21 protein-coding genes are annotated in these 22,835 nt (G+C 56.3%); 16 read left to right on the top strand and 5 right to left on the bottom strand.

Annotated features, from left to right (window positions below):
* Positions 1 to 26: 26 nt before the first annotated feature.
* The 3 genes from HUO14_RS03260 (at position 27) to HUO14_RS03250 (ending at position 3,231) form a co-directional block, all read left to right on the top strand.
* Complete coding sequence (locus HUO14_RS03260) at positions 27 to 1,331, top strand: UDP-glucose dehydrogenase family protein (RefSeq protein ID WP_176278433.1); 1,305 nt, start codon at positions 27 to 29, stop codon at positions 1,329 to 1,331.
* 151 nt (positions 1,332 to 1,482) lie between these two features.
* Positions 1,483 to 2,154, top strand: a complete 672-nt coding sequence (locus HUO14_RS03255) for a class I mannose-6-phosphate isomerase (RefSeq protein WP_176278432.1) — start codon at positions 1,483 to 1,485, stop codon at positions 2,152 to 2,154.
* A 9-nt stretch (positions 2,155 to 2,163) separates the two neighbouring features.
* A complete protein-coding gene (locus tag HUO14_RS03250) occupies positions 2,164 to 3,231 on the top strand; it encodes a mannose-1-phosphate guanylyltransferase/mannose-6-phosphate isomerase (protein ID WP_176278431.1) in 1,068 nt (355 codons plus the stop codon).
* 10 nt (positions 3,232 to 3,241) lie between these two features.
* On the opposite strand, the gene HUO14_RS03245 is transcribed toward HUO14_RS03250, so the two are convergent.
* Positions 3,242 to 3,616, bottom strand: coding sequence for a hypothetical protein (locus HUO14_RS03245; RefSeq protein ID WP_176278430.1), 375 nt, complete (start codon positions 3,614 to 3,616; stop codon positions 3,242 to 3,244).
* Positions 3,617 to 3,963: 347 nt separating this feature from the next.
* Complete coding sequence (locus tag HUO14_RS03240; protein ID WP_176278429.1) at positions 3,964 to 5,226, bottom strand: O-antigen ligase family protein; 1,263 nt, start codon at positions 5,224 to 5,226, stop codon at positions 3,964 to 3,966.
* 197 nt (positions 5,227 to 5,423) lie between these two features.
* Between HUO14_RS03240 and HUO14_RS03235 the strand changes: the two genes are divergently transcribed.
* The 3 genes from HUO14_RS03235 (at position 5,424) to HUO14_RS03225 (ending at position 9,036) form a co-directional block, all read left to right on the top strand.
* Entirely contained in the window at positions 5,424 to 6,302 is an 879-nt protein-coding gene (locus tag HUO14_RS03235) for an HpcH/HpaI aldolase/citrate lyase family protein (RefSeq protein WP_176278428.1), read from the top strand.
* Positions 6,303 to 6,399: 97 nt separating this feature from the next.
* Positions 6,400 to 7,854 carry a coniferyl aldehyde dehydrogenase gene (locus HUO14_RS03230; RefSeq protein ID WP_176278427.1) on the top strand — a complete coding sequence of 485 codons (1,455 nt, stop codon included), beginning with the start codon at positions 6,400 to 6,402 and terminating at the stop codon, positions 7,852 to 7,854.
* A 12-nt stretch (positions 7,855 to 7,866) separates the two neighbouring features.
* Complete coding sequence (locus HUO14_RS03225) at positions 7,867 to 9,036, top strand: CaiB/BaiF CoA transferase family protein (RefSeq protein ID WP_176278426.1); 1,170 nt, start codon at positions 7,867 to 7,869, stop codon at positions 9,034 to 9,036.
* A gap of 2 nt (positions 9,037 to 9,038) precedes the next feature.
* Here the strand turns inward: HUO14_RS03225 and HUO14_RS03220 are convergent, their stop codons facing one another.
* Both HUO14_RS03220 and HUO14_RS03215 read right to left on the bottom strand, forming a co-directional pair.
* Positions 9,039 to 10,412 carry a DEAD/DEAH box helicase gene (locus HUO14_RS03220; protein ID WP_176278425.1) on the bottom strand — a complete coding sequence of 458 codons (1,374 nt, stop codon included), beginning with the start codon at positions 10,410 to 10,412 and terminating at the stop codon, positions 9,039 to 9,041.
* Between the two features lie 410 nt (positions 10,413 to 10,822).
* Positions 10,823 to 11,251 (bottom strand): YbbD-related protein, encoded by a 429-nt coding sequence (locus HUO14_RS03215; RefSeq protein ID WP_176278424.1) that lies wholly within the window; start codon positions 11,249 to 11,251, stop codon positions 10,823 to 10,825.
* A 123-nt stretch (positions 11,252 to 11,374) separates the two neighbouring features.
* On the opposite strand from HUO14_RS03215, the gene HUO14_RS03210 reads away from it, so the two are divergent.
* Positions 11,375 to 12,211: a class I SAM-dependent methyltransferase gene (locus HUO14_RS03210; RefSeq protein ID WP_176278423.1), complete on the top strand. Its 837-nt coding sequence runs from the start codon at positions 11,375 to 11,377 to the stop codon at positions 12,209 to 12,211.
* 172 nt (positions 12,212 to 12,383) lie between these two features.
* Here the strand turns inward: HUO14_RS03210 and HUO14_RS03205 are convergent, their stop codons facing one another.
* Positions 12,384 to 14,009, bottom strand: coding sequence for a GEVED domain-containing protein (locus HUO14_RS03205; RefSeq protein ID WP_176278422.1), 1,626 nt, complete (start codon positions 14,007 to 14,009; stop codon positions 12,384 to 12,386).
* A 284-nt stretch (positions 14,010 to 14,293) separates the two neighbouring features.
* Between HUO14_RS03205 and HUO14_RS03200 the strand changes: the two genes are divergently transcribed.
* From HUO14_RS03200 to ccoG, 9 genes are all read left to right on the top strand, one after another.
* Positions 14,294 to 14,611: a hypothetical protein gene (locus HUO14_RS03200; RefSeq protein WP_176278421.1), complete on the top strand. Its 318-nt coding sequence runs from the start codon at positions 14,294 to 14,296 to the stop codon at positions 14,609 to 14,611.
* Between the two features lie 81 nt (positions 14,612 to 14,692).
* Complete coding sequence (locus tag HUO14_RS03195) at positions 14,693 to 16,483, top strand: gamma-glutamyltransferase family protein (protein ID WP_176278420.1); 1,791 nt, start codon at positions 14,693 to 14,695, stop codon at positions 16,481 to 16,483.
* A 46-nt stretch (positions 16,484 to 16,529) separates the two neighbouring features.
* Positions 16,530 to 17,075 (top strand): DsrE family protein, encoded by a 546-nt coding sequence (locus HUO14_RS03190; protein WP_176278419.1) that lies wholly within the window; start codon positions 16,530 to 16,532, stop codon positions 17,073 to 17,075.
* 18 nt (positions 17,076 to 17,093) lie between these two features.
* Positions 17,094 to 17,789 (top strand): endonuclease/exonuclease/phosphatase family protein, encoded by a 696-nt coding sequence (locus tag HUO14_RS03185; protein WP_176278418.1) that lies wholly within the window; start codon positions 17,094 to 17,096, stop codon positions 17,787 to 17,789.
* Positions 17,790 to 17,889: 100 nt separating this feature from the next.
* Positions 17,890 to 19,548 carry a cytochrome-c oxidase, cbb3-type subunit I gene (gene ccoN / locus HUO14_RS03180; RefSeq protein ID WP_176278417.1) on the top strand — a complete coding sequence of 553 codons (1,659 nt, stop codon included), beginning with the start codon at positions 17,890 to 17,892 and terminating at the stop codon, positions 19,546 to 19,548.
* 13 nt (positions 19,549 to 19,561) lie between these two features.
* The gene (ccoO, locus tag HUO14_RS03175) at positions 19,562 to 20,296 is read left to right on the top strand and encodes a cytochrome-c oxidase, cbb3-type subunit II (RefSeq protein ID WP_176278416.1); all 735 of its coding nucleotides are present in this window, start codon (positions 19,562 to 19,564) and stop codon (positions 20,294 to 20,296) included.
* A complete protein-coding gene (locus HUO14_RS03170) occupies positions 20,293 to 20,454 on the top strand; it encodes a cbb3-type cytochrome c oxidase subunit 3 (protein WP_176278415.1) in 162 nt (53 codons plus the stop codon). Before ccoO ends, HUO14_RS03170 begins: the two co-directional genes overlap by 4 nt.
* Entirely contained in the window at positions 20,447 to 21,382 is a 936-nt protein-coding gene (ccoP, locus tag HUO14_RS03165; RefSeq protein ID WP_176278414.1) for a cytochrome-c oxidase, cbb3-type subunit III, read from the top strand. Before HUO14_RS03170 ends, ccoP begins: the two co-directional genes overlap by 8 nt.
* Positions 21,369 to 22,826 carry a cytochrome c oxidase accessory protein CcoG gene (gene ccoG, locus HUO14_RS03160; protein WP_176278413.1) on the top strand — a complete coding sequence of 486 codons (1,458 nt, stop codon included), beginning with the start codon at positions 21,369 to 21,371 and terminating at the stop codon, positions 22,824 to 22,826. The genes ccoP and ccoG overlap by 14 nt, the downstream gene beginning before the upstream one ends.
* Positions 22,827 to 22,835 lie beyond the last annotated feature (9 nt).

Genomic DNA, 22,835 nt, shown 5'->3' with positions numbered 1-22,835 from the left:
AGACACCAGATATTTGAGGGAATTCAATGAAACTTGCAATGATAGGTTCTGGCTATGTTGGCCTGGTGTCAGGCGCTTGCTTCGCAGATTTCGGTCATGAAGTGGTTTGCGTCGACAAGGACGATAAAAAAATCTCGGATCTCGACAAGAATATCATGCCGATCTTCGAACCCGGCCTCGCCGATCTTGTCAAACGCAATGTCGAGGCCGAGCGCTTGTCCTTTTCCACCGATCTCGCCGCTTCGGTCAAGGATTGTGATGCGATTTTTATCGCCGTGGGAACCCCCTCACGCAGAGGCGATGGCCATGCCGACCTGAGCTATGTCTATGCGGCGACGGAAGAAATTGCTGACTCGATCACCAAGCCGACCGTGATCGTCACCAAGTCTACCGTTCCGGTCGGAACCGGCGACGAAGTTGAACATATTCTTGAGCAAAAGCAGCCACGCGAGCGCTTTTCGGTCGTGTCCAATCCTGAATTCTTGCGGGAAGGCGCTGCCATCCGCGACTTCAAACGCCCCGACCGTATTGTCATCGGCACCGAGGACGACTGGTCGAAAGACGTCATGACCGAGATTTACCGGCCGCTCTTCCTGAATGAATCGCCGATATTATTTACCGGTCGACGCACCGCCGAGCTGATCAAATATGCAGCCAATGCCTTTCTCGCGACGAAGATCACGTTCATCAACGAGATGGCCGATCTTTGCGAAAAAGTGGGTGCCGATGTTCAGGAAGTGTCGCGCGGAATCGGCCTGGACAACCGGATCGGGTCGAAATTCCTCCATGCCGGCCCCGGCTATGGCGGAAGCTGTTTTCCCAAGGACACCCTCGCCCTGTTGAAAACCGCGCAAGATAACGATAGTCCGGTTCGCATCGTTGAAGCTGTCGTGCAGGTGAACGATCAGCGCAAACGCGCCATGGGCCGCAAGGTCATTCATGCGCTCGGGGGCGAAGTGCGCGGCAAGAAAGTGGCTTTGCTCGGCCTGACGTTCAAGCCCAATACCGATGACATGCGGGACGCACCCTCGATCGCCATCGCGCAGACATTGACCGACGCGGGTGCAGAGGTGATGGCTTATGATCCGGAAGGTATGGAACTGGCGCAGGAGATCATGCCGACAGTCAAGATGGCGAGCAGCAGTTACAAAGCGGCCGAAGATGCCGATGCGGTGGTCATCGTGACCGAATGGGACGCTTTTCGCGCCCTTGATCTGAAGAAGCTTTCGCAAGTCATGAAAGGCAATGTGCTTGTTGATCTGCGGAATATCTACAATCCGGCAGAAGTGGCGCAAACCAATCTGGCCTATACGAGCATAGGACGTAACTAGTGAAGGCCGATACCAAGTCATGAAGCTGAAGCGAAAATTTGTCGAAAAACCGTGGGGCCAAGATGTCTTGCCCGAGGTTTTTGATGGACGGAGCAAAAAGAAAATAGGTGAAGTGTGGTTTCAGGCACCAAAGGGAATAACCCCTCAGCTGATGACCAAATATCTTTTCACGAGCGAAAAACTGTCCATCCAGGTGCATCCCAATGACAGGCAGGCCCGCAGAATAGGCTTGCCCCACGGCAAGGAAGAATGCTGGTATATTCTGGATGCAAAGCCTGGCGCGCTACTGGGTCTGGGCTTGAAGGATACGGTTAGCGCCACCAAGCTCAAAACCGCCGCCATATTGGGCGAGATCGAACCGCTTATCGACTGGAAACCCGTCAAGAAAGGCGAGTTTTATTATATCCCTGCCGGCACCATACACGCCATCGGTGCCGATATTTCGATCGTCGAAGTCCAGCAGAATGTCGATATCACCTATCGCATTTACGATTATGGACGTCCGCGCGAGCTTCATCTCGATGAAGCAATGGCGATAGCCAGACTATCCCCTTATGACATGAAATACCGTCAGGAGGTCCCGGACGATCAATCCCTCTGTCTCTCCTCCGGCTCGCCGTTCGAATTGTTCCAGATCGTGGGTAGTGATGACGAGATAATGTCGAAGAGCAAAGCCAGTGAATGGCAGGTTATCCCCTTGGACGGCTCGGTCACGGTCCGCGGCAAACGGATTGGGCCCGGTGAATGCGGCATATGCCCGCACCTGTCGGATATTGACCTTGCGAAGAACAAAAAATCTTTAATCGCCTGCACAATCGCGTAGAGACGGACCATGCCACAGCAAACATTGATCACGCCCGTCATATTGTCTGGCGGCTCCGGAACCCGCTTATGGCCCCTTTCCACGCGCGACCGGCCGAAGCAATTTCTGAACCTGCTGGGCCCCCTCAGCATGTTTCAGCTTACCTTTCAGCGCTGCGCAGACGACCGGATTTTCAGGAACCCGATGATTGTCGGCTCATCCAGCCACGAAGAAATCCTGCAGGAACAGATACGGGAAGTGGGCGCGAACCCCAGCGCCATCATTCTCGAACCCTGCGCCCGCAATACCGCGCCTGCGATCGCACTGGCCGCGCTTGCCGCTGAAAATCCGTCAGACCTGCTGTTGGTCATGCCCAGCGATCATGTGATCAAGAATGTCTCGGCATTTCAAAAAGCTGTTCAGGAATCGATATCGATCGCGCAATCCCGCTGGCTGGTGACATTTGGTATCGAACCGACTGGCCCGGAAACCGGTTACGGATATATCCAGCAAGGCGATGCGATTGTCGGGAGCAGCAGAAGCCTCTCGGCGCAAAGATTCGTCGAAAAACCAAGCCTGGAAAAGGCGGAAAAAATGCTCAAGGATGGCGACTATTCCTGGAACGCCGGCATTTTCCTGTTTCGTGCGGATACCTACCTGGCAGCCATGGAAAAAAATTGCCCGGAAATGCTCGACGCCTGCAAATCCGCGATGGCGAAGGGAAGGACAGCGGGAGAAATTTACTATCCCGATCCGGATGCCTTTGCTTCGGCGCCTTCTGAGTCAATCGACTATGCGATCATGGAGCGAGCGGAGAAAATCGCGGTTACCCCCGTCAGCCCGGGCTGGTCGGATGTAGGAAGCTGGGATTCTCTATTCGACATCTCCGACAAGGATGATGATTCGAATGTCATATTTGGCAAGGCGGAAACGATCAGGTCGAGCAATGTTCTGATCCATAGTCACGACCTCGACGTTGCGGTTTTTGGTGTCGAAAATCTGATCATCGTCACCCATCAGAACAGAGTCGTGATCCTGCCCCGCGGGCAATCGCAAAATGTGAAGGATATCGCGCAGAAGCTTGCCGAAAAGGAGTAATATCCTTTCCTCACTTCAACGAGGCATTCTCGTCCGATCTATCGGGAGCGTTCCCTTGCTCGCGCTTGCCGGTCAGCCACTCAGGAAAAAACCGGGCAATCAGCAACAGCACGGACGGCAATAGCAGGGTGTTCCAGATATCCCTAACCGCTTCATCAAATACCTGCTGTGCGGCATTCGGGGCAGCAGAACTGAAGCTATAATCATGATATTCATTCGCCAGCGCAACGCAGACCGCGAAGAACCAGGGTATCGGGCTGGCGAGCGACCGGCGGAGAATGACCGCAACGGCCAATTGCACCCCTACGCCGGCATAGATATGCAGCGAGTCGCGATCCAGCCCGGTTGACAGTTCCAGCCAGTTTTTCAGTTCAAACCATTGCATGAAAGTCCGATTGGTCTAGCCCGCCGGAAGGGTCAATGTTTTTCACTGGGCTTCATTATGAAATTTTTAGCCACAAACGGACAAGAAGCCCGAACGACATCAGATTCAGAAAAGTTAAAGGTTCTGGTTACTTGCGGTACCTGATCCTAAGCCATCAAGCTTTTCACCGTCGCTTGGGCATTACAAGTACGGGATAACCTCGAAACGTGGCCCTGCGCAAGCGCCCGTTATCATGAAATACTTGATCAGGTACTGAGCGTTGTCGAATTAAGCTCTGTCAGGTTGCAAAAATTAATTATCGTTCACAAGTCTGCTCAATTCGCACTCATTTCACTGGAACGTTTTACTTAGGTTGAAATAGAACTTAACAGTCTCCGTGGCTTAAACACCATGAAGACTGACACTGTAAAAATGGCAATCGAGTAAGGATAATAAGCAAAATTATCATACAGCGAATACAGGCAACCTCCGGAAAAGAATGTCAGCGCCGCAATTTCATGAGGCTTGTCGACCTGCAACCGAAACATTCCCAGAAATCGCCAAATTCCATATAATAGTGTGAACAATCCTACGAGGCCCACCGAGAATAATAGTTGTAGGGGAAAACTGTGCGGCCCCTTGAATCCCAAGGTTTTCTCCGGTCCCATCTTTTGGAATTGATCGATTCCGTGGCCAACGAGCGGATGAGCTCGCGCAAGTTGCGCGGTCTGCTTCCAAAGCTCCGTCCGTCCGCTTCCGCCACGGGTAGCGACATCATTCGGCTGCAATCTCGAAATAATACGGTCCATGCCGTATTGGTTATGAGGTACCGGTGCATAAACATTAATCGCGATGGCGATAATAGCGCTGGCCAGACAATATTTGATTATGAATTTACGATATCCGACTGACAGGACAATAGCACAGATCGTACCGAACGCTATCGCAATCAGAGACCCACGAGTTCCCGTCCATAAAGTCATCGTCAGTCCGAATGCACCGAAAATTAGAGCCGGAAACAACCGCTTCAACGACGACGGTCGTGCCAAAGCAAGCCCTGCCGAAAATATTGATAACCAGAAAAAGCCGGCCCACCTGACATTTGTAACGCCCGGAACTCGATCGATCCAATCACGTTCGGTGGGAGGGTGCACAAGGAAATCGACCGCCCAGAGTGCGGTGTATCCGATCACTGAAACGCCAAGAATTATCCAGAAATATTCCTGCGTATGCCGATCTACCTGTTTCATATTATCAAAAAGACTGAGGCTGAAAAGAAGGTGAATCAAGACCGCCAGAAAACCGAAAATGAATAACAACTGAGAATGGGAAACGAACAGAAACGAATACAGCATGGCCGACAAAAAAACTGTTCCGACAATTTTATCAATCCAGTTAGAATGTCTGACAAAATCCGAAACCAGATGCTCATTCTTGAAAAACGCTATGAATATGAGCAGTTCGATCACAATGGGTGACAAGGAATGGCCTGCCATAAGTTGACGGTATTGATTTTCCAAAGGTCCGAAATCCCAAGGGATGATTACCGACGCAATAGGTAATAGAGCGAGAAGCCCAAAAACGGCCATGCCATGATGGTTTCTTGCCATTTTGGCTTCATCGATCGTCATAAGATTCACGAAAATCACTCCAAGAGAATTTGGCCAAATGCATGGTTCCGATGACCAAATCATATGGTTAACAGCAGGTTATTGAAATTTTCTTAAAGACGCCGCCTGCATTGCTGACCCAATCCAAGCATCCGTTTTACGCTGGCGTCAGGTTCGGCGGTACTTGTGAGAGTTAAATGCAATGCTATGAGTGGAACATGTTGAACATATCGCCTCGCCCCCGCCGTTCCTGCCTCTACATGCCCGCATCCAATATGCGTGCGCTGGAAAAGGCCAAATCCCTGCCGGCCGACACGATAATCTTCGATCTGGAAGATGCGGTGGCCCCGGACGCGAAGGAAGAGGCACGCGCGAATGCCTGTGACGCGGTGCGGTCGGGCGAATATGGCAAGCGCGAGCTGGTCGTGCGGATCAACGGGATGGAAACGCCATGGTTCGCCGAAGATCTCAGCCAGGCCTGCCTGAGCGGGGCCGATGCTGTGCTGGTCCCTAAAATACTGAATGCCGGTGATATCGGCCGGATCAGCAGCCTGCTGGACGAGCATGACAAGGACGCCAAGACCAGTCTCTGGGCGATGATCGAGATGCCGCTGGCGATCGTGAACCTCGGCGCCATCGCGGCGACGGGGCCCGACACGCGATTGACCAGCTTTGTCATGGGCTTCAATGATCTGGCAAAGGAAATGCACGCCGAGCATGACCGCACCATTTTCGCCCCGGTGATGACCCAGGCGGTGATTGCCGCCCGCGCTTACGGGCTGAATATCATCGACAGCGTCTATAATGATTTCAATGATCCCGACGGGCTTGAACGGGAATGTAGGGAGGCCGGCAAGCTGGGCTTCGATGGAAAGTCGCTGATCCATCCCGCGCAGATCGAGACCGCCAATCGTATTTTCGCCCCCCAGCCGGAGGCAATTGGCGAGGCACAGGCGATCATCGCGGCGTTCAAGGACCCGGTCAACGCCGGCAAAGGCGTGTTGGTGGTTGACGGAAAGATGACCGAGCTTCTGCACTATAGACAAGCCAAACAGCTGGTCGCGACCGCCGAGGCGATTGCCGCGCTGGCGAAATAGCCGCTTCCCTCTCGACAAGCCGCCGGAAATCCGTTTAAGTGGTCAATTGAAATCGGATTTGACAGGGCATCAAAGCCCTGCCCCTTGGAGAGCAGATATGGAAGCATTGGAAGCAGCCGCTGGCGAAGTCAGCAAAGAAGAAATCCTGAAGCTTTTTCAGGCGCAGCGCGATGCATTTCATGCCGAGTTGCCCGTCAGCTACGAAGCCCGGATGGACCGGATCAATCGTACCGCACGGATGATTGTGGAAAACAAGGACGCGCTTTGCGACGCTGTATCCAGCGACTTCGGCCATCGCAGCAGCGTCCAGACGGTGATGACCGACCTGATGTCGGTCGTCGGCCATGCCAAGGACCACAAGAAAAATCTCAAGAAATGGATGCGGCCGGAAAAACGCAAGATGGATTTTCCGCTCGGCCTGCTCGGTGCCAGCGGCCAGGTGGAATATCAGCCCAAAGGCGTGGTCGGCGTGATCGCGCCGTGGAACTTCCCGATCAACCTCGCTTTTGACCCTGCCATCGGTGCCTTCGGCGCCGGCAACCGGGTGATCATCAAATTTTCCGAATTCTGCCCGGAGACCGGCGAACTGGTCAAGAAACTGGTCGCCGATTATTTTGCGCCGGAGGAGATGACCGTCATCACCGGCGGTCCGGAAACCGGAAAATCCTTCTCGGAAATTCCCTGGGATCACCTGATCTTCACCGGCGGCGGCGGGATCGCGAAACATGTCATGGCGGCGGCAGCACAGAACCTGACGCCGGTGACGCTGGAACTGGGCGGCAAGTCGCCGACGATTCTCGGGCCCGATGCCGATGTGCAAAAGGCAACCCAGCGGATTGCCATGGGCAAGATGATGAACGCCGGCCAGATTTGTCTGGCACCCGACTATCTGCTGGTTCCGCAGGACAAGGAGGAGGCCGTCGTCGAAGGCATCAAGTCCAACGTCGCCGAGCAATATCCGACCCTGATCGCCAATGACGATTATACGTCAGTGATCAACGGCCGCCACAAGGAACGGCTGCAGGGACTGATCGACGACGCGGTTGCCAAAGGGGCGAAACAGACCATCGTCAATCCCGGCGAGGAGGATTTTTCCAACACCAACAGCAACAAGATGCCGCTGACCGTATTGCAGAACGTCAATGAAGACATGCGGGTGATGCAGGAAGAGATTTTCGGCCCGGTACTGCCGGTGAAGACCTATCGCAATCTCGACGAAGTGGTCGACTATGTGAACGACCATGACCGGCCGCTGGGGCTTTATTATTTTGGCGAAAGCGAGAATGACAAGCGCAAGATACTCGATCGCACCATTTCCGGCGGGGTCACCGTCAATGACGTGATCTTCCATATCGCCCAGCATGATCTGCCGTTCGGCGGTGTCGGTCCTTCCGGCATGGGCGCCTATACCGGTCCCGACGGCTTCAAGGAATTCAGCCACGCCAAGGCGGTCTACCGCCAGCCGAAGATCAACATCGCCAAAATCGCTGGCTTCCTGCCGCCTTATGGAGCGGGCACGGAAAAGACGATGAAGCAGCAGATGAAACTCTAGCGTCAGGAAAAAATGACAGATTTCCCTTTAGCGGGCCTCAAGGTCCTCGACTTTTCGCGCGTCGTGGCGGGGCCTTATGCCACCCGCATGCTTTCCGACCTCGGCGCGGAGGTGCTCAAGGTCGAACCGCCGGAAGGCGATGTCACGCGCAAGCTTGGCAAGATCGATCAGGGGGTCAGCGGCTATTATCTGCAGCTCAATATCGGCAAGAAGAATATCTGCGTCGACCTGAGAGCCGAAGGCGCCCGCGACCTGATCCACAGGCTCGCGGAGCAGGCCGATATCGTCGTCGAAAATTTCCGGCCGGGTGTCATGGACAAATTCGGCATCGGCTGGGCAGACCTGTCGAGGAGCAACCCGCGCCTGGTGATGCTCTCCATATCAGGCTACGGCCAGAATAGCCCGGAACGGGGACGGGCGGCCTATGCGCCGGTTCTGCACGCCGAGGGCGGCATCATCGCGCGACAGGCCGAAATGGGCGGTGGCAAGCCGACCGACATGCAGTTCGCGATGGCCGACAGCTACAGTTCCCTGCACGGCATCATCGCGATATTGACCGCTTTGCGCGTGCTCGATCAGACCGGCGAAGGCCAGCATATCGATCTCGCGATGGTCAACGTCCTCCATTCGGCCGACGATTACGCCCATTTTGCGCTCGATGACATCTGGCCCAAAGCGCCCGAGACCCTGGTCTGGGACGCGCCGGAAGCCCGCCAGATCCTGATTACCGGCGATATGAAATGGCTGTGGATCATGTTTTCGACCAAGGACGGTCTGCAGGACCCGACACCGCAAGGCGCCGACGTGCCGACCAAGGTGCGGCTGCGCATGGAAGCCATGGAACGGCATATTCGCTCCTATGACAGCTTCGACGCGCTGACCGCCGCGCTGGACCGGCTCAACCTGGCCTGGGGCGAAGTCTTTCCATTCGGGCCGGAAGTCTATGAACAGCCCAGCGTGAGGGCCAATGGCGTGGTGGTGGATGTGACCGATGACGAGGGCAATCCACGCCGCACGATCCAGTCGCCCTATCGCTTTGCCAATATGAAAAGCGGCATCGACGCCGACAGCAAAACCGCAAAGCGCGGCGAACATAATGTCGCCGCGCTTCGGGATTGGCTGGATATGGACGAACAGGAAATCAGCGCGCTCGCCGAGAGCAAGGCGCTGGTCTCCCAGTAACCCTAGGCGTCGGCGTTGCGCGCCTGACGGCGTTTGAACGATTTCGCGCCGTTGTTCCAGTGCTTCGGTCCGTCGCTCTTGGCAGCTGAGCCTGGACCACCGCGTCCGGAACCACCGCCGCCGGGGCGACCCTTGCGAGCGCTATGCTTGTTCTTGGCCGGTCCGCTGCGGGTTGGCGTTGCGCCGTATTTCTTGGGCTTCTGGCCATAGATACGCGCAGCAACTTCCTCGCGTGGCGGCTCGTCATAGCCTTCCGGCAATGCGATAACGTCCGGCTTCACACCGGTCAGCTTGACCACATCGCGCAGGAACTGGCGCTCGTCGGGAGCGACCAGCGAGTAGGAAATACCGCTCGCCCCTGCCCGTGCGGTCCGGCCGATACGGTGGACATATTGTTCGGACACATTGGGCATGTCGAAATTGATGACATGGGTAATGCCGTCAACATCGATGCCGCGCGCGGCAATATCGGTGGCGACCAGAATGTTGATCTTGCCCTTCTTGAAGTCCCCCAGAGCGCGTTCGCGCTGTGGCTGGCTCTTATTGCCGTGGATCGCGGCGGAATGGATACCGACCGCCATCAGGTTTTTCACAACCTTGTCGGCGCCATGTTTGGTCTGGGTGAAGACCAGCATGTGATCGGGATTTTCCTTGTTGATGAAATCCTTCAGCAGGCGCTGCTTGTCGTCCTGGTTGATATAGGTGACCTTCTGGTCGACCCGCTCGGCGGTCGTCGACTGCGGCGCAACCGAAACCTGGACCGGATTGGTCAGGAACTGGTCGGCCAGCTGCGAAATGGTCTTGGGCATGGTCGCCGAGAAGAACAGGCTCTGGCGCTGTTTTGGCAGCATCGGAACGATTTTCTTCAAGGGAACAATGAACCCGAGATCAAGCATCTGGTCGGCTTCGTCGAGCACCAGGATTTCAACCTTGGACAGGGTCAGATAGCGCTGGTCGATCAGATCGAGCAGACGACCCGGCGTTGCCACCAATACGTCGACACCGCGTTCCAGGATGCGCTTCTGCCGGTTGATCGGCACGCCGCCAAAGGCAGAGGTGATGAACAGGCCGAGACCCTTGGAATATCCGGTCATGCTGTCGGCAATCTGGCGAGCAAGCTCGCGGGTCGGGGCCAGTACCAGCATCCGGCATTCGAAGCGTCCGGCGCGACGCTTGTCGTTCAACAGGTGATGCAACGACGGCAGCGAGAAAGCCGCGGTCTTGCCGGTACCGGTTTGCGCGATACCAAGAATGTCCTTGCCTTCAAGCGCCGGGGGAATGGCTTGCTGCTGGATCGGGGATGGAGTGGTGTAGCCGCCTTCGGCCACGCGTTTTTGAATAGGTTCCGCCAATGCGAAATCAGAAAATTTAGTCAATTTTTTATACCTTGTAATAGCAGCAAGTTTCCAGCGCACAGCATGGAAGCTATACGCGTGTTCGCCGTCTGTTAAGACGACCCGCGTGATCAGGCTGCCGGAAAGAAAGAAGCAATGAAGGCGATAGGTTCGAGATGATCTTGTCATCTCTCACGCAGAACTCTCGCCAGACGGTCAATGAAACTTGCCGCCTTTGCTGCGATGCAACATAGGTGCTTTTGAGATTATGTCAAGCGTTGTTGTGGTGTGGGTTTGTCGCGGTTTTGGTTTTGCATTGAGTCGTGGTACTCACCTTTGGCCTCTCAAATATCAATATCCGCTTCGCCTCGACAGCCAAGACTAGCCTACCGCGACATTTTGATGGCAATAACTGGGTGGGGAGCCGACATTCTCCGAGCTCGCTGGGCAGCTCAAGAACAGTCGTCGTTTGCCCACTCCACGGGGGTTTTATAGACAGCGCGGCCGCTCTCACGATTTATAAACATTGCCCCATTCAGAACGTTGGAGCACACTATGTAGACGTCGGTTGCGTCCGTGAAATTAAGCTTACGGGAGAGTTCCACGGCGGCGGCCTTGTCCTTAGCTGAAACTCCCCGAAGCGCCGCTACCATACTATAGAAATCACCCGGAGAAACGGTAAACTCAAGCCGCTGCTCGTTGGTATCGATATCGTGAATATCCGTAATGTCGTGTGCGCTCATTGGCACGAAGGCAGGAACCCACCCCCTTTTAACCGCTCCTACCCGGTCAGCTTCCGCCCAAGTGGCATAGGTCTCTTCGCTCTGTTCGCCGCATGCGCCGAGCGACAGCAGGAGGGCAACAGTTACAAGTTTCATCATTTGAACAGCATCGCAGAACTAGCTCATGCCCGCAACTGGGCGTAAGCTGACGACCTGCCTTCGAACAACGACAGCACCACCAAAAAGCTATCAATTCCGCCAGATATATTTATGGCCTGACCCATGACCGAGACAAAGCCCCACAACCGCGACAAGAACTACCGGATCAAAAGCGACAGCCCCTTTCTGCAGGCGCTCGGCGTTGCGAACGACGCCGCCGAGATCAAGCCCAATAAATATGCGAAATATCGCCAGATCTGTCGCTTCGTCGAGATATTCATCGAGCGGATCGAGCGGACCCAGGCGGTCAAACAGAAACGGGTCAAGATATTGGATATCGGCTCGGGCAAGGGCTATCTGACTTTCGCCATGTACGACCAGCTCGCCAAGGCAGGACTGAACCCCAAGATTGACGGCGTCGATACGCGCGCGGAAATGGTCGATCTGTGCAACGCAGCGGCGCAGACATCGGGATTTGAAAATCTCGCGTTTCACAATATGAAGGCCGAGGATTTCGTTGAGGGCTATTATGACGCGATCGTCGCGCTGCACGCCTGCGACACCGCGACCGATGATGCTCTCTTCTACGGCATCAGGTCCAAATCCAAACTGATCGTCTGTGCGCCCTGCTGCCAGCATGAAGTATTGGTCGACTTGCAAAAGAGCGAGACGGAAAACCGAAAGTTCATTTCCCACGGCCTGTTCCTGCAGAAGCAGGCGGACCTGATCACCGACAATGCCCGGGTGATGCTGCTCCGGTCGCAGGGCTATCAGGTCGATGTCATCGATTTCGTCTCGACCGAGCACACTCAGAAGAACACCCTGATCACGGCGATCAAGAAGAACAAGCCGTCCTCCAAATATCTCGAGCAATATGAAGCCTATAAAAAGGTTTATGGTTTTGGCGGGATCAAGCTGGAGATGCTGATGCGCGAGGCGGGATTGATCCATTCGGAGTAGGATTGCAACCGAAAGCTGACATCGGCTTTAACGGGTCTTGGCGGCAGCATTTGGGTGGGATGCAGTCATCATTCGACCGGCAAAATATCGCGCTGTTGTGCTGCTTTTGGCATGTTTGCCTCCAGATCGAACCTCGCCAGGCTTTCGTTCCCGTTGATCGCTGGTTTCGATTTTATTGAATACGGACTCGCAGCTGCAAGTTGAAGCTGGGCGCGGGGCTCCCGGACGCCATCTCCCCCTTAGGATTTAGACACACGTGTCGCACCATTGGATCATAGCCAGCGGCGGGAACATAAGTGCAGCTGGAAAACGCCGCTGGCGGCGAGTCTGAATCCGAGAACTTGAGATCCGTCGCATTAGAAAAGGACAGACCGGCTCCATTTTGGGTAAAATAGACGGCACCTGTTGCTGGCCCTGCATCGTCAATGTCCCCGTTGAAGAACACCACTTCCGGGGGCAAACTATCCAACACAAAGGTGCTATCGGCACTTGATGGCGCTGTGCCAGTGTTCGTTACCGTAATAGTATAGACGACGTCATTGCCCGGAATTGCAAACCGGCCCAGTCCGGACACATCCAATACCGTGCTTGACTTTGCAACTTGATAAATGGCCGTGCCGGCAATTGTCACCTGATAGTCCTCAACCTCGCCGTTCGATGCGATCTGTGTTGCACCGAGATTATCCTGGGTGCTCCAACGGAACCGTGCGATAGTCGGATTGGTTGTCGCATCGATCGGCACATCAATCGCCAGTCCGATAATGCCGATCGAGGAATTGCTATCACCCGTTCCATTGTCTTGAACATTAGTTGCGATCTGTTCTCCGGGATCTGCAAAATCGCCATCACCGTTCCAATCAATCCAAGCCTGAAGCCTGCCGCCGGATCCGGACACTGTAGCGGTATGGGTTGCTGTCTGTCGCTGGGTCATCGCGGAGAATGTCACTCCGTCATCGCCGGTATCGCCGCTGGCAGTCGTGCTATTGTAGGAACCAGCTTCGGTGGTATTGTTGGAGCCGAGCAAAATACCGGCAACAATATCATGGGCGGGGTTGCCATAACCCAGTAACGCATCACCAAAATCTTGAGGAGATTGAGGCGCAGTGGACGGAAAAGAAAGGACCGGACAACTGAAATCCAGGGATGTCAGCCTGGTGGTCGAACCGGTCCCGAGCGCCCCGATGCGGTAGTTGAAACTGCTCGTCCCCGTGTACTGCACCGAAACGATGTTTTGCGTTGCGGTTGGATCAATGCCTGGAGCCGTGAAATTGGTTCGCGATTCGAAGCGAATATTTGCCGCTACGGAAGGACCAGAAAAATTCACATCCAGATTGGTTGGGTTTTCCAGAACATAGCTGGCTAATGGTCGTGAAAACTCGACATATTCTCTCAAGCTACCGCTGTCGCCGTCAATGTCGATCCCGGAAGCCGCTACATCAAGAGCGACTGGCGTTGATCCTCCAGCTGTTACAAAGGATATATTGAAATCCACGCTTCTGGCATCCGTGCCGCCGAGTTCAGGTTGAAAATTATTAACAAGGCCGGTGTCGCGATCAATCGTAGCGAGTGTCGCGCCATTCAGGGCGATGATCGAGACCCGGGCATCAACACCTGTGGCTACATTGGAAAACCGATAGATCGCTCCTGCGCTCAGAGAGGATCCGGAAATCAGAACGGGATTGCGAAAATCCAGAACGGTGATGGGACGTCCGTGGCAAGTCGTTGTTTGCGCCTCAGCAGCTGCAGTCAAAAGCACTGAAGCAAATAGCGAAGCCAAGGATAACAGAAAATATCTCATAAATTCAACATATTACTAACCAATTTACGCGACCAAGTGACTCTACGTCGTCTGCACAGGATGCGCGTTATGTTTGATTGCTCACTTCCCCAATCTCAAATGCCAGGACGAATTCGGTGGCCCGACGTGCTGATCTCATTGAACCGTTCGATCAGTTCCAATTGCACATTATCCTTGTCCACGACTGAACTCGGAGACAGCGCCAATCTGATTGGCAACAGCGGAATGCAGAATTTGATCATCTATGAATCTCCGAGTTGTGGAGAACTACATTCCCCAAAACGATGACTTTCAAACGACCGAACGGGCGTCCGGAAAGGGACGATCAGGTCACCGATACCTTTATCAACGGAAAAACTTGCGGCCTCTTAATCCTCGAATTGAAAACTAATGTTTCCGGGGTACTGCGTCGAACTAAATTTGAGTCAAAATGGATGCAAAAACCGTTTTCGCAGACTGGTTGGAAAGCTGTCAAAACTGGCGGTTCAAATCTTTCCAACGCTATTTTTGCACCCTTGGCGGGCGTTGAACTTTCAAATTATATTTTTCCAATTCCCAATGGGGAAATTCAAACTGAGCCATTGTCTATCGTTCCCACTTGATGCGGGAAGCAGACTGGTTAGAGTGGGCGTTTCACATCCCGCACAACGCGGGAAACACGCCCTTTCAAGACGGATGATAACATGCGCAACCTGCTTCTTTCCACCATCGCCCTCGCCGCTTTCACGATTAGCCCTGCCGCTGCGCAGGAAACAGCGACTCCCGAAAAACCGGCGCTTGATATCGGCGGTGGCGGGCGGCCGGTGGGCGAAGCCTGGTCGCGCAGTCCGGTCCATGCCCAGCATGGCATTGCGGCGACGGCCCATCCGCTGGCCAGCCAGATTGCCATCGATATTCTCAAGCAAGGCGGCACGGCGGTCGATGCGGCGATTGCGGCCAATGCGGCGCTCGGCCTGATGGAGCCGACCGGCAACGGCATTGGCGGCGATCTGTTCGCGATCATCTGGGACCCGAAGACACAGAGGCTCTATGGCCTCAACGGATCGGGCAAAAGCCCGATGGGGACCAGCTACAGGCAGTTCATCCGGCAGCTCAACGGCAGCAAGACGATTCCGCCCTTCGGCCCGATGCCGATTACCGTTCCCGGAACCGTCGATGCCTGGTTCGAAATGCACGGCAAGTTCGGCAAGCTGAGCATGGCCGACATCCTGGCGCCGACCATCGCTTATGCCCGGGAAGGCCATCCGGTCGCGCCGGTGATCGGCTATTATCTCGACAGCAATCTCAAGAGATTCGAGCAAAGCCTCGATATGATTGGTGATTTCGAAAATGCGCGCGAAACCTATTTCAAAAACGGCGCGCCCAAGGCGGGCGAGATTTTCAAAAACCCTGATCTCGGCGATACGCTTGGCAAAATCGCAGCCGGCGGCCGCGATGCCTTTTACAAAGGCGACATCGCCAGGACTATCGACAGCTATTTCAAACGCATCGGCGGCAATCTCCGCTACGAGGATTTTGCCGCGCACAGCAGCCTGTGGGTCGAACCGGGCTGTGTGGATTATCGCAAAGGCTATGAACTGTGCGAACTGCCACCCAATTCTCAGGGTTTCGCCGCGCTGCAAATGGCCAATATCCTGAAAAATGTCGATCTGGCACAATGGCCGCGGGGCAGCGCCGAGGTGCTGCATTATATCACCGAAGCCAAAAGGCTGGCCTTTGAGGATGTTGCCCGTTTCTACGCCGATCCGGAGGCATCCCCTGCCCCGCTGGAGTGGCTGTTGTCCGACGATTATGGCAAGCAGCGTTTTGCGCTGATCGATCCAGCCAAGGCCACGCCCGGCTTCGGGCCTGGCGAACCAAAGCTGGAAGGCGAAGGCGACACGACCTATCTCACCGTCGCCGACAAGGACGGCATGATGGTGTCGCTGATCCAATCCAACTATCGCGGCATGGGCAGCGGCCTGGTCGCCGACGGCCTCGGCTTCATGTTTCAGGACCGCGGCGAGCTCTATTCCCTCGATGCCGGTCACCCCAATGCCTATGCGCCCGGCAAGCGCCCGTTCCAGACGATCATTCCCGCCTTCATGAAGAAAGACGGCAAGCCGTATATGTCCTTTGGCCTGATGGGCGGCGGCATGCAGCCGCAGGGTCATGTCCAGGTGATGATCAACATGGTCGACTATGGCATGAATTTGCAGGAAGCCGGCGATGCCGCGCGCCTGAACCATGACGGCGGCCGCCAGCCGACCGATGATCTCGCGGGAACCGGCGCCGATCTTCTGGGTATACTCCATGTAGAACCGGGCATATCAGCCGAAACGATCGAAAGGCTGAAGGCGATGGGGCATGTTGTGGAGGTGGTTGATAATGGCGCCATGTTCGGCGGTTATCAGGCTATCACCCGCGACGCGGAAACCGGCGTCTATACCGGTGCCACCGAAATGCGCAAAGACGGTCAGGCAATTGGCTATTGAACGCACATCGGCTTTGTCTCAATCCTCAGAATGAAACGGAATGAAAATGCACAAACCCCTTCTCGTCGCCCTGCTGCCGCTGCTGGCCATCACTCAACCCGCGTCGGCCCAGATGGAGAATTTCAGCACCGGACCGGTTTTCGAAGATTTCGGCCCGACCGCTCCGGTCCAGCAAAGCGAACCTTTGGCGCAGAACACCATGTTCAAGATCAGCTTCGACGTTGCCACCGCTGCTGATCCGGACAAGATCAACCGCACGATCGAAAGCGCCGCGCGTTTCATCAACATGCATGTCGCCGCCGGCGTTCCGGAGGAGAATATCCAGCTCGCCATCGTCGTCCACGGCGGCGCGTCCCTGGACCTGACCAATCAGGCTTTTTTCGCGGCGCACAAGGACGGGGCGAAAAATGCGAGCGCCTCTGCCATCGCGCAATTGCAGGACCATGGCGTCACATTCTACCTGTGCGGCCAGAGCGCAGCGGCCCATGGCATCAGCAATGCTGATCTTTTGCCGGGCGTGCAAATGTCGCTCTCGGCGATGACCGCCCACGCCCTGCTGCAACAGCAGGATTTCACAATCAATCCCTTCTGATCCGGTGAACCGCAAATAATGCTGAAGGTCGCTAGCTACAATATTCACAAGGGGGTCGGCACCGACAGGCGCCGCAATCCCGGCCGGATCATCGACGTGCTCAACGAGATCGACGCCGACATCATCGCGCTGCAGGAGGCCGACCGCCGCTTTGGCGCCAGGGCCGCTGCTATCCCGGAGAAGCTGCTCGAGATGCACAGCGACTATCGTGCGATTCCGCTCGACGTGCAGATCGATTCGATGGGCTGGCACGGCAACGCTATACTGGTCCGCAAATCCGCCAGGGTGGTGGCCCATGACATCATGCATATCCCCTGCCTCGAACCGCGCGGCGCGATCATGGCCCATTGCGAATGGGAGGGCAAAGAACTGGCGATTTTCGGCATGCATCTTGACCTCTCCGGCCTGTGGCGCCGACGACAGGCGGCTGCGATCATCAAGCTCGCGCAGGAAAAGCAACGCGAAGTACCGGTCGTGCTGATGGGCGATCTCAACGAATGGAGCGCCGCCAGCGGCTGCCTGAAGGATTTCGGCAAGGCCTTCGAAATGGTGGAATGCGGCCGGAGCTTTCATTCGCGCAGTCCGATCGCCACGCTCGACCGGATCATGCACTCCGATGGTATCCGGTCATCCGCCTCGGGCGTCCACGACAGCCCCGCGTCGCGCAAGGCGTCCGACCATCTGCCGGTCTGGGCAAAAATCGCGATCGGCTGAAGACCTTTGGCCTGTCACCTGACGGCACTACGTACCTATACCTATATTGCCCCCAACTTCCGACTGGTAGCGCCACTCCCACACAACGTGGAAGGACGTTATGGACAATTTACTGGTGAAGGCTGGCGGATGGCTGGCACTCGTGTTTCTTGCATTCTTGGCAATGGTACTGGCGGTCGACGGCGGTTTTGCCGTGCATATGGCTATCATAATGATTGCCTGTCTGATCGCCCTGTGGGTGACAATCAGCAAGGCTGACTATGCCGCCATCGGTCGCGGGATATTAAAGGCTCCTGCCGATCCCGGGAAATATGACGACGATCCGATCCGATGGGGTGTGATCGCCACGCTTTTCTGGGGCATGGCGGGTTTCTTTGTCGGGCTCTATATCGCCCTGCAGCTGGCTTTTCCGGTGCTCAATCTGGGTCTGGAATATACGACATTCGGACGTCTCAGGCCGCTCCACACTTCTGCGGTTATTTTTGCTTTCGGAGGCAATGCGCTGATCGCGACGAGTTTCTATATCGTCCAGCGCACTTGCAGGGCGAGGCTGGCCTTCCCCGGTCTCGCCCGCTTTGTTTTCTGGGGTTACCAGCTGTTCATCGTGCTGGCCGCCACCGGCTATCTGATGGGCGTCACCCAGTCGAAGGAATATGCCGAGCCGGAATGGTATATAGATATCTGGCTCACAATCGTCTGGGTCAGCTATGCGGTCGTCTATATCGGCACGATCGTCAAACGGTCGGAACCGCATATCTATGTCGCCAACTGGTTCTTCCTCAGCTTCATCCTGACCGTCGCCATGCTGCACCTGGTCAATGGCCTCGCCATGCCGGTCAGCCTGCTCGGCGCAAAAAGCTACAGCGCCTTTGCCGGCGTGCAGGATGCGCTGACCCAATGGTGGTACGGCCATAATGCGGTCGGATTTTTCCTGACCGCCGGCTTCCTCGGCATGATGTATTATTTCGTGCCGAAACAGGCGGAACGGCCGGTTTACAGCTATCGCCTGTCGATCATCCACTTCTGGTCGCTGATCTTCCTCTATATCTGGGCCGGTCCGCACCATCTTCACTATACCGCCCTGCCCGACTGGGCGCAGACGCTCGGCATGGTCTTTTCCATCGTCTTGTGGATGCCTAGCTGGGGCGGCATGATCAACGGCCTGATGACGCTGAACGGCGCTTGGGACAAGATCCGCACCGATCCGATCATCCGGATGATGGTGCTGGCGCTCGCCTTTTACGGCATGAGCACCTTTGAAGGCCCGATGATGTCGATCAAGTCGGTCAACAGCCTGTCGCACTATACCGACTGGACCGTCGGCCACGTCCACAGCGGCGCGTTGGGCTGGAACGGCATGATCACCTTTGCCGCGCTCTACTATATGGTGCCGCGTCTCTGGGGCCGCCAGCGGCTCTACAGCCTGCGCATGGTCAACTGGCATTTCTGGTTCGCCACCATCGGGATCGTTCTCTACGCCGCCGCAATGTGGGTTGCCGGCATCATGCAGGGCCTGATGTGGCGCGAATATGGTGACGACGGCTATCTCGTCTATGCCTTCAGCGAAGTCGTCTCGGCCATGTTCCCGATGTATGTCATCCGGGCCGCTGGCGGACTGCTCTATCTCGCTGGTGCAGCGGTGATGGTCTATAATGTCTGGATGACGATTGCCGGCAAAATCCGCGAGGAAAAATCAATGACCGAGACACCCCATGACCCAGAGGCAGACAAGCCTTTGGTTGCGGTTCCGGCAGAGTGAGGGAGACAGGAAAATGACCACACTCACGCAAAAGCACAAGAAGATCGAGCGCAACGTCACTCTGCTCGCCGTACTAGCACTGGTCACGGTGATGATCGGCGGCATCGTGGAAATCGCTCCTCTTTTCTGGATCGACAATACGGTAGAGGAAGTCGAGGGAGTCCGTCCCTATACCCCGCTCGAACTGGCTGGCCGCAACATCTATGTCCGCGAAGGCTGTTATTCCTGCCACAGTCAGATGATCCGGCCGTTCCGCGACGAAGTGGAACGCTACGGCCATTATTCGCTGGCCGCGGAGTCGATGTACGATCATCCGTTCCAATGGGGTTCCAAGCGCACCGGCCCGGACCTGGCCCGTGTCGGCGGTCGCTATTCGGATGAATGGCATGTCCAGCATCTGACCGATCCCCGCGCGGTGGTACCGGAATCGAACATGCCTCCTTATGCGTTTCTTGCCGCCAAGGACCTCCAGTCCGGCGATATGAGCACCCATTTGCGCGCTCTGACCCGGGTTGGCGTTCCCTATTCCGAGGACGCAATCGCCAAGGCCAATGAGGATCTGCTGACCCAGGTAGACCCGTTTGCCAATTCGACCGAGCTGGAGCAGCGCTACCCCAAGGTGCATATCCGCGACTTTGATGGCAACCCGGATCGCCTGACCGAAATGGACGCGCTGATTGCCTATCTGCAGATGATCGGCACGCTGGTCGATTTCGAGGCGGGCGAAGCGCTGGAGCAGCCACGATGAACTATGATGCTCTCCGCCACTTTGCCGACAGCTGGGGCCTGTTGTTCATGACGGCGGTGTTCCTGACGCTGATCGGATGGACCTTCCGTCCCGGCGCCGGACGCACGCACGAAGAAGCCGCCCATATGATTTTTGACGAGGACAAAAACGATGTCTGAGAACAAACGCGTCGATCAACCGACCGGCACCGAAACCGTTGGTCATGAATGGGACGGCATCGAGGAACTCGACACGCCAATGCCGCGCTGGTGGCTGTGGACACTTTACGCCACGATCATCTGGGGCATCGGCTATGTCATCCTTTATCCGGCGATCCCGATGCTCAATTCGGCCAGCGAAGGCCTGCTTGGATGGACCAGCCGCGGCGAATATGAACAGGCGGTTTCCGCACGCGAAACGGAGCTGGAGCCGATCCGGCAGGCATTGGTATCGACCGATATCCGCAAGCTTCACGGCAGCCCGGAACTGATGCAGCAGGCAGTCGAAGGCGGCCGGTCCGCGTTCAAGGTCCACTGCGTCCAGTGCCACGGTTCCGGCGCTGCCGGTTCTGCGGGCTATCCCAATCTCAACGATGATGACTGGCTGTGGGGCGGCGATCTCGAGGCCATTGAATATACGCTGATTCACGGAATCCGTAATCCGGATCATGACGAGACCCGCTTCTCGCAAATGCCGGCCTTTGGCCGCGACGGGATATTGCAGGCGACCGAGATTCAGGATCTGGTTTCTCACGTCCGCCTATTGGCGGGCCGGGAAAAGCAGAGCGCGGCAGCCACCCGCGGAGCCGCTTTGTTCGAAGCGAATTGCGCGGTCTGCCACGCGTCTGACGGCACCGGCGACCGCACGCAGGGCGCGCCCAATCTGACCGATGCGATCAGCCTCTATGGTCTGGATCGCGCTTCGCTGACCGACACGATCAGCAACAGCCGCTATGGCGTGATGCCACGCTGGGGACAGCGGCTGGATGCCGCGACCATCCGGATGCTGGCAGCCTATGTCCATTCGCTGGGCGGCGGCGAAAAACTGCCGGCGCTGGAAAAAGTCGCTGACACGCTGAGCGAAGGTGATGGCGATGAGCAGTCCTGAGGAAATTCTCGATCCGGAGCTGAAACTCTACGAAGCGCGCAAGAATGTCTTTCCCAAGGCGGTCAATGGCACGTTCCGGCGGTTGAAATGGGTGATCATGGCGATCACCCTCGCCATCTATTATGTCACCCCCTGGATCCGCTGGGATCGCGGCCCTTACGCCCCTGATCAGGCAGTGCTGGTCGATCTCGCGAACCGGCGCTTCTACATGTTCGGCATCGAAATCTGGCCGCACGAATTTTATTATGTCGCCGGCATGCTGGTAATGGCCGGCATCGGATTGTTCCTGGTCACCTCGGCCGTCGGCCGCGCATGGTGTGGCTATTCCTGCCCGCAAACAGTCTGGACCGATCTGTTCCAGCATGTCGAACGGGCGATCGACGGCGACCGCAATGCCCAGTTCAAGCTGCAGGATGCGCCCTGGGGGCCGAAGAAGATCGGCAAGCGCCTCGCAAAATGGTCGGTCTGGCTGTTCATCGCCTTCTGGACCGGCGGCGCCTGGATCATGTATTTTGCCGACGCGCCCACGCTGGTGGTGGATTTCTGGACCGGTCAGGCGGCTTTCGTTGCTTATGCCACGGTTGGCGTGCTGACCCTCACCACTTTCGTCTTCGGCGGTTTCATGCGCGAACAGGTGTGCATCTATATGTGCCCGTGGCCGCGTATCCAGACCGCGATGATGGATGAAAAATCGCTGACCGTCACTTACAAGGACTGGCGCGGCGAACCGCGCGGCAGCGTGAAAAAGGCGGAGGCCCAGCCGGGCAGCTTTGGCGACTGCATCGACTGCAACCAGTGCGTCGCGGTCTGCCCGACCGGCATCGACATCCGCGAAGGACCGCAGATCGGTTGCATCACCTGCGCATTGTGCATCGATGCCTGCGACAAGGTAATGGATCAGGTCGGCCGCCCGCGCGGGCTGATCGACTATGCGACGCTCGAGGATGCCGACCTCGAAAAGGCAGGCAAGCCGCATAATCCGATCCTGAAAACCCTGTTGCGTCCGCGCACGATCGTCTATTCCTCGATCTGGGGAGCGATCGGGCTGGCGATGCTGTTCGCGGTCGGAAACCGGACCCGCATCGACATCAGCGCCAACCATGACCGTAATCCGGTCTATGTCCAGCTCGCCGACGGCCATGTTCGCAACAGCTATACCGTCAATCTGCGCAATATGGAGAACCGCCCGCGCGAGATGATTATCGGCATGTCGGCAATCGAGGGCGGAGCCATGTGGTCTAACGCCGGATCGAGGGAAACAGCAGGACAGACGCTGGTTACCACCGTGTCGCCCGATAGCATTGCAAGGCTGCGGCTCTATGTTGCTGCACCTGGCGCAGGACCGGTTCGGGAAGAATTTGCCCTCACCGTGACCGCCGCTGACGATGCAGAAGCCAAGGATATTGACGAAGTGTTTTTCGAACGACCGGAGACAGGTGAATGAGCAGGGAAA

The sequence above is a fragment of the Parasphingorhabdus flavimaris genome (assembly GCF_013371215.1).
Lineage (GTDB): Bacteria > Pseudomonadota > Alphaproteobacteria > Sphingomonadales > Sphingomonadaceae > Parasphingorhabdus > Parasphingorhabdus flavimaris.
Note: the sequence above shows the minus strand (reverse complement) of the source record. Positions and strands in the feature narration are given on the sequence as shown.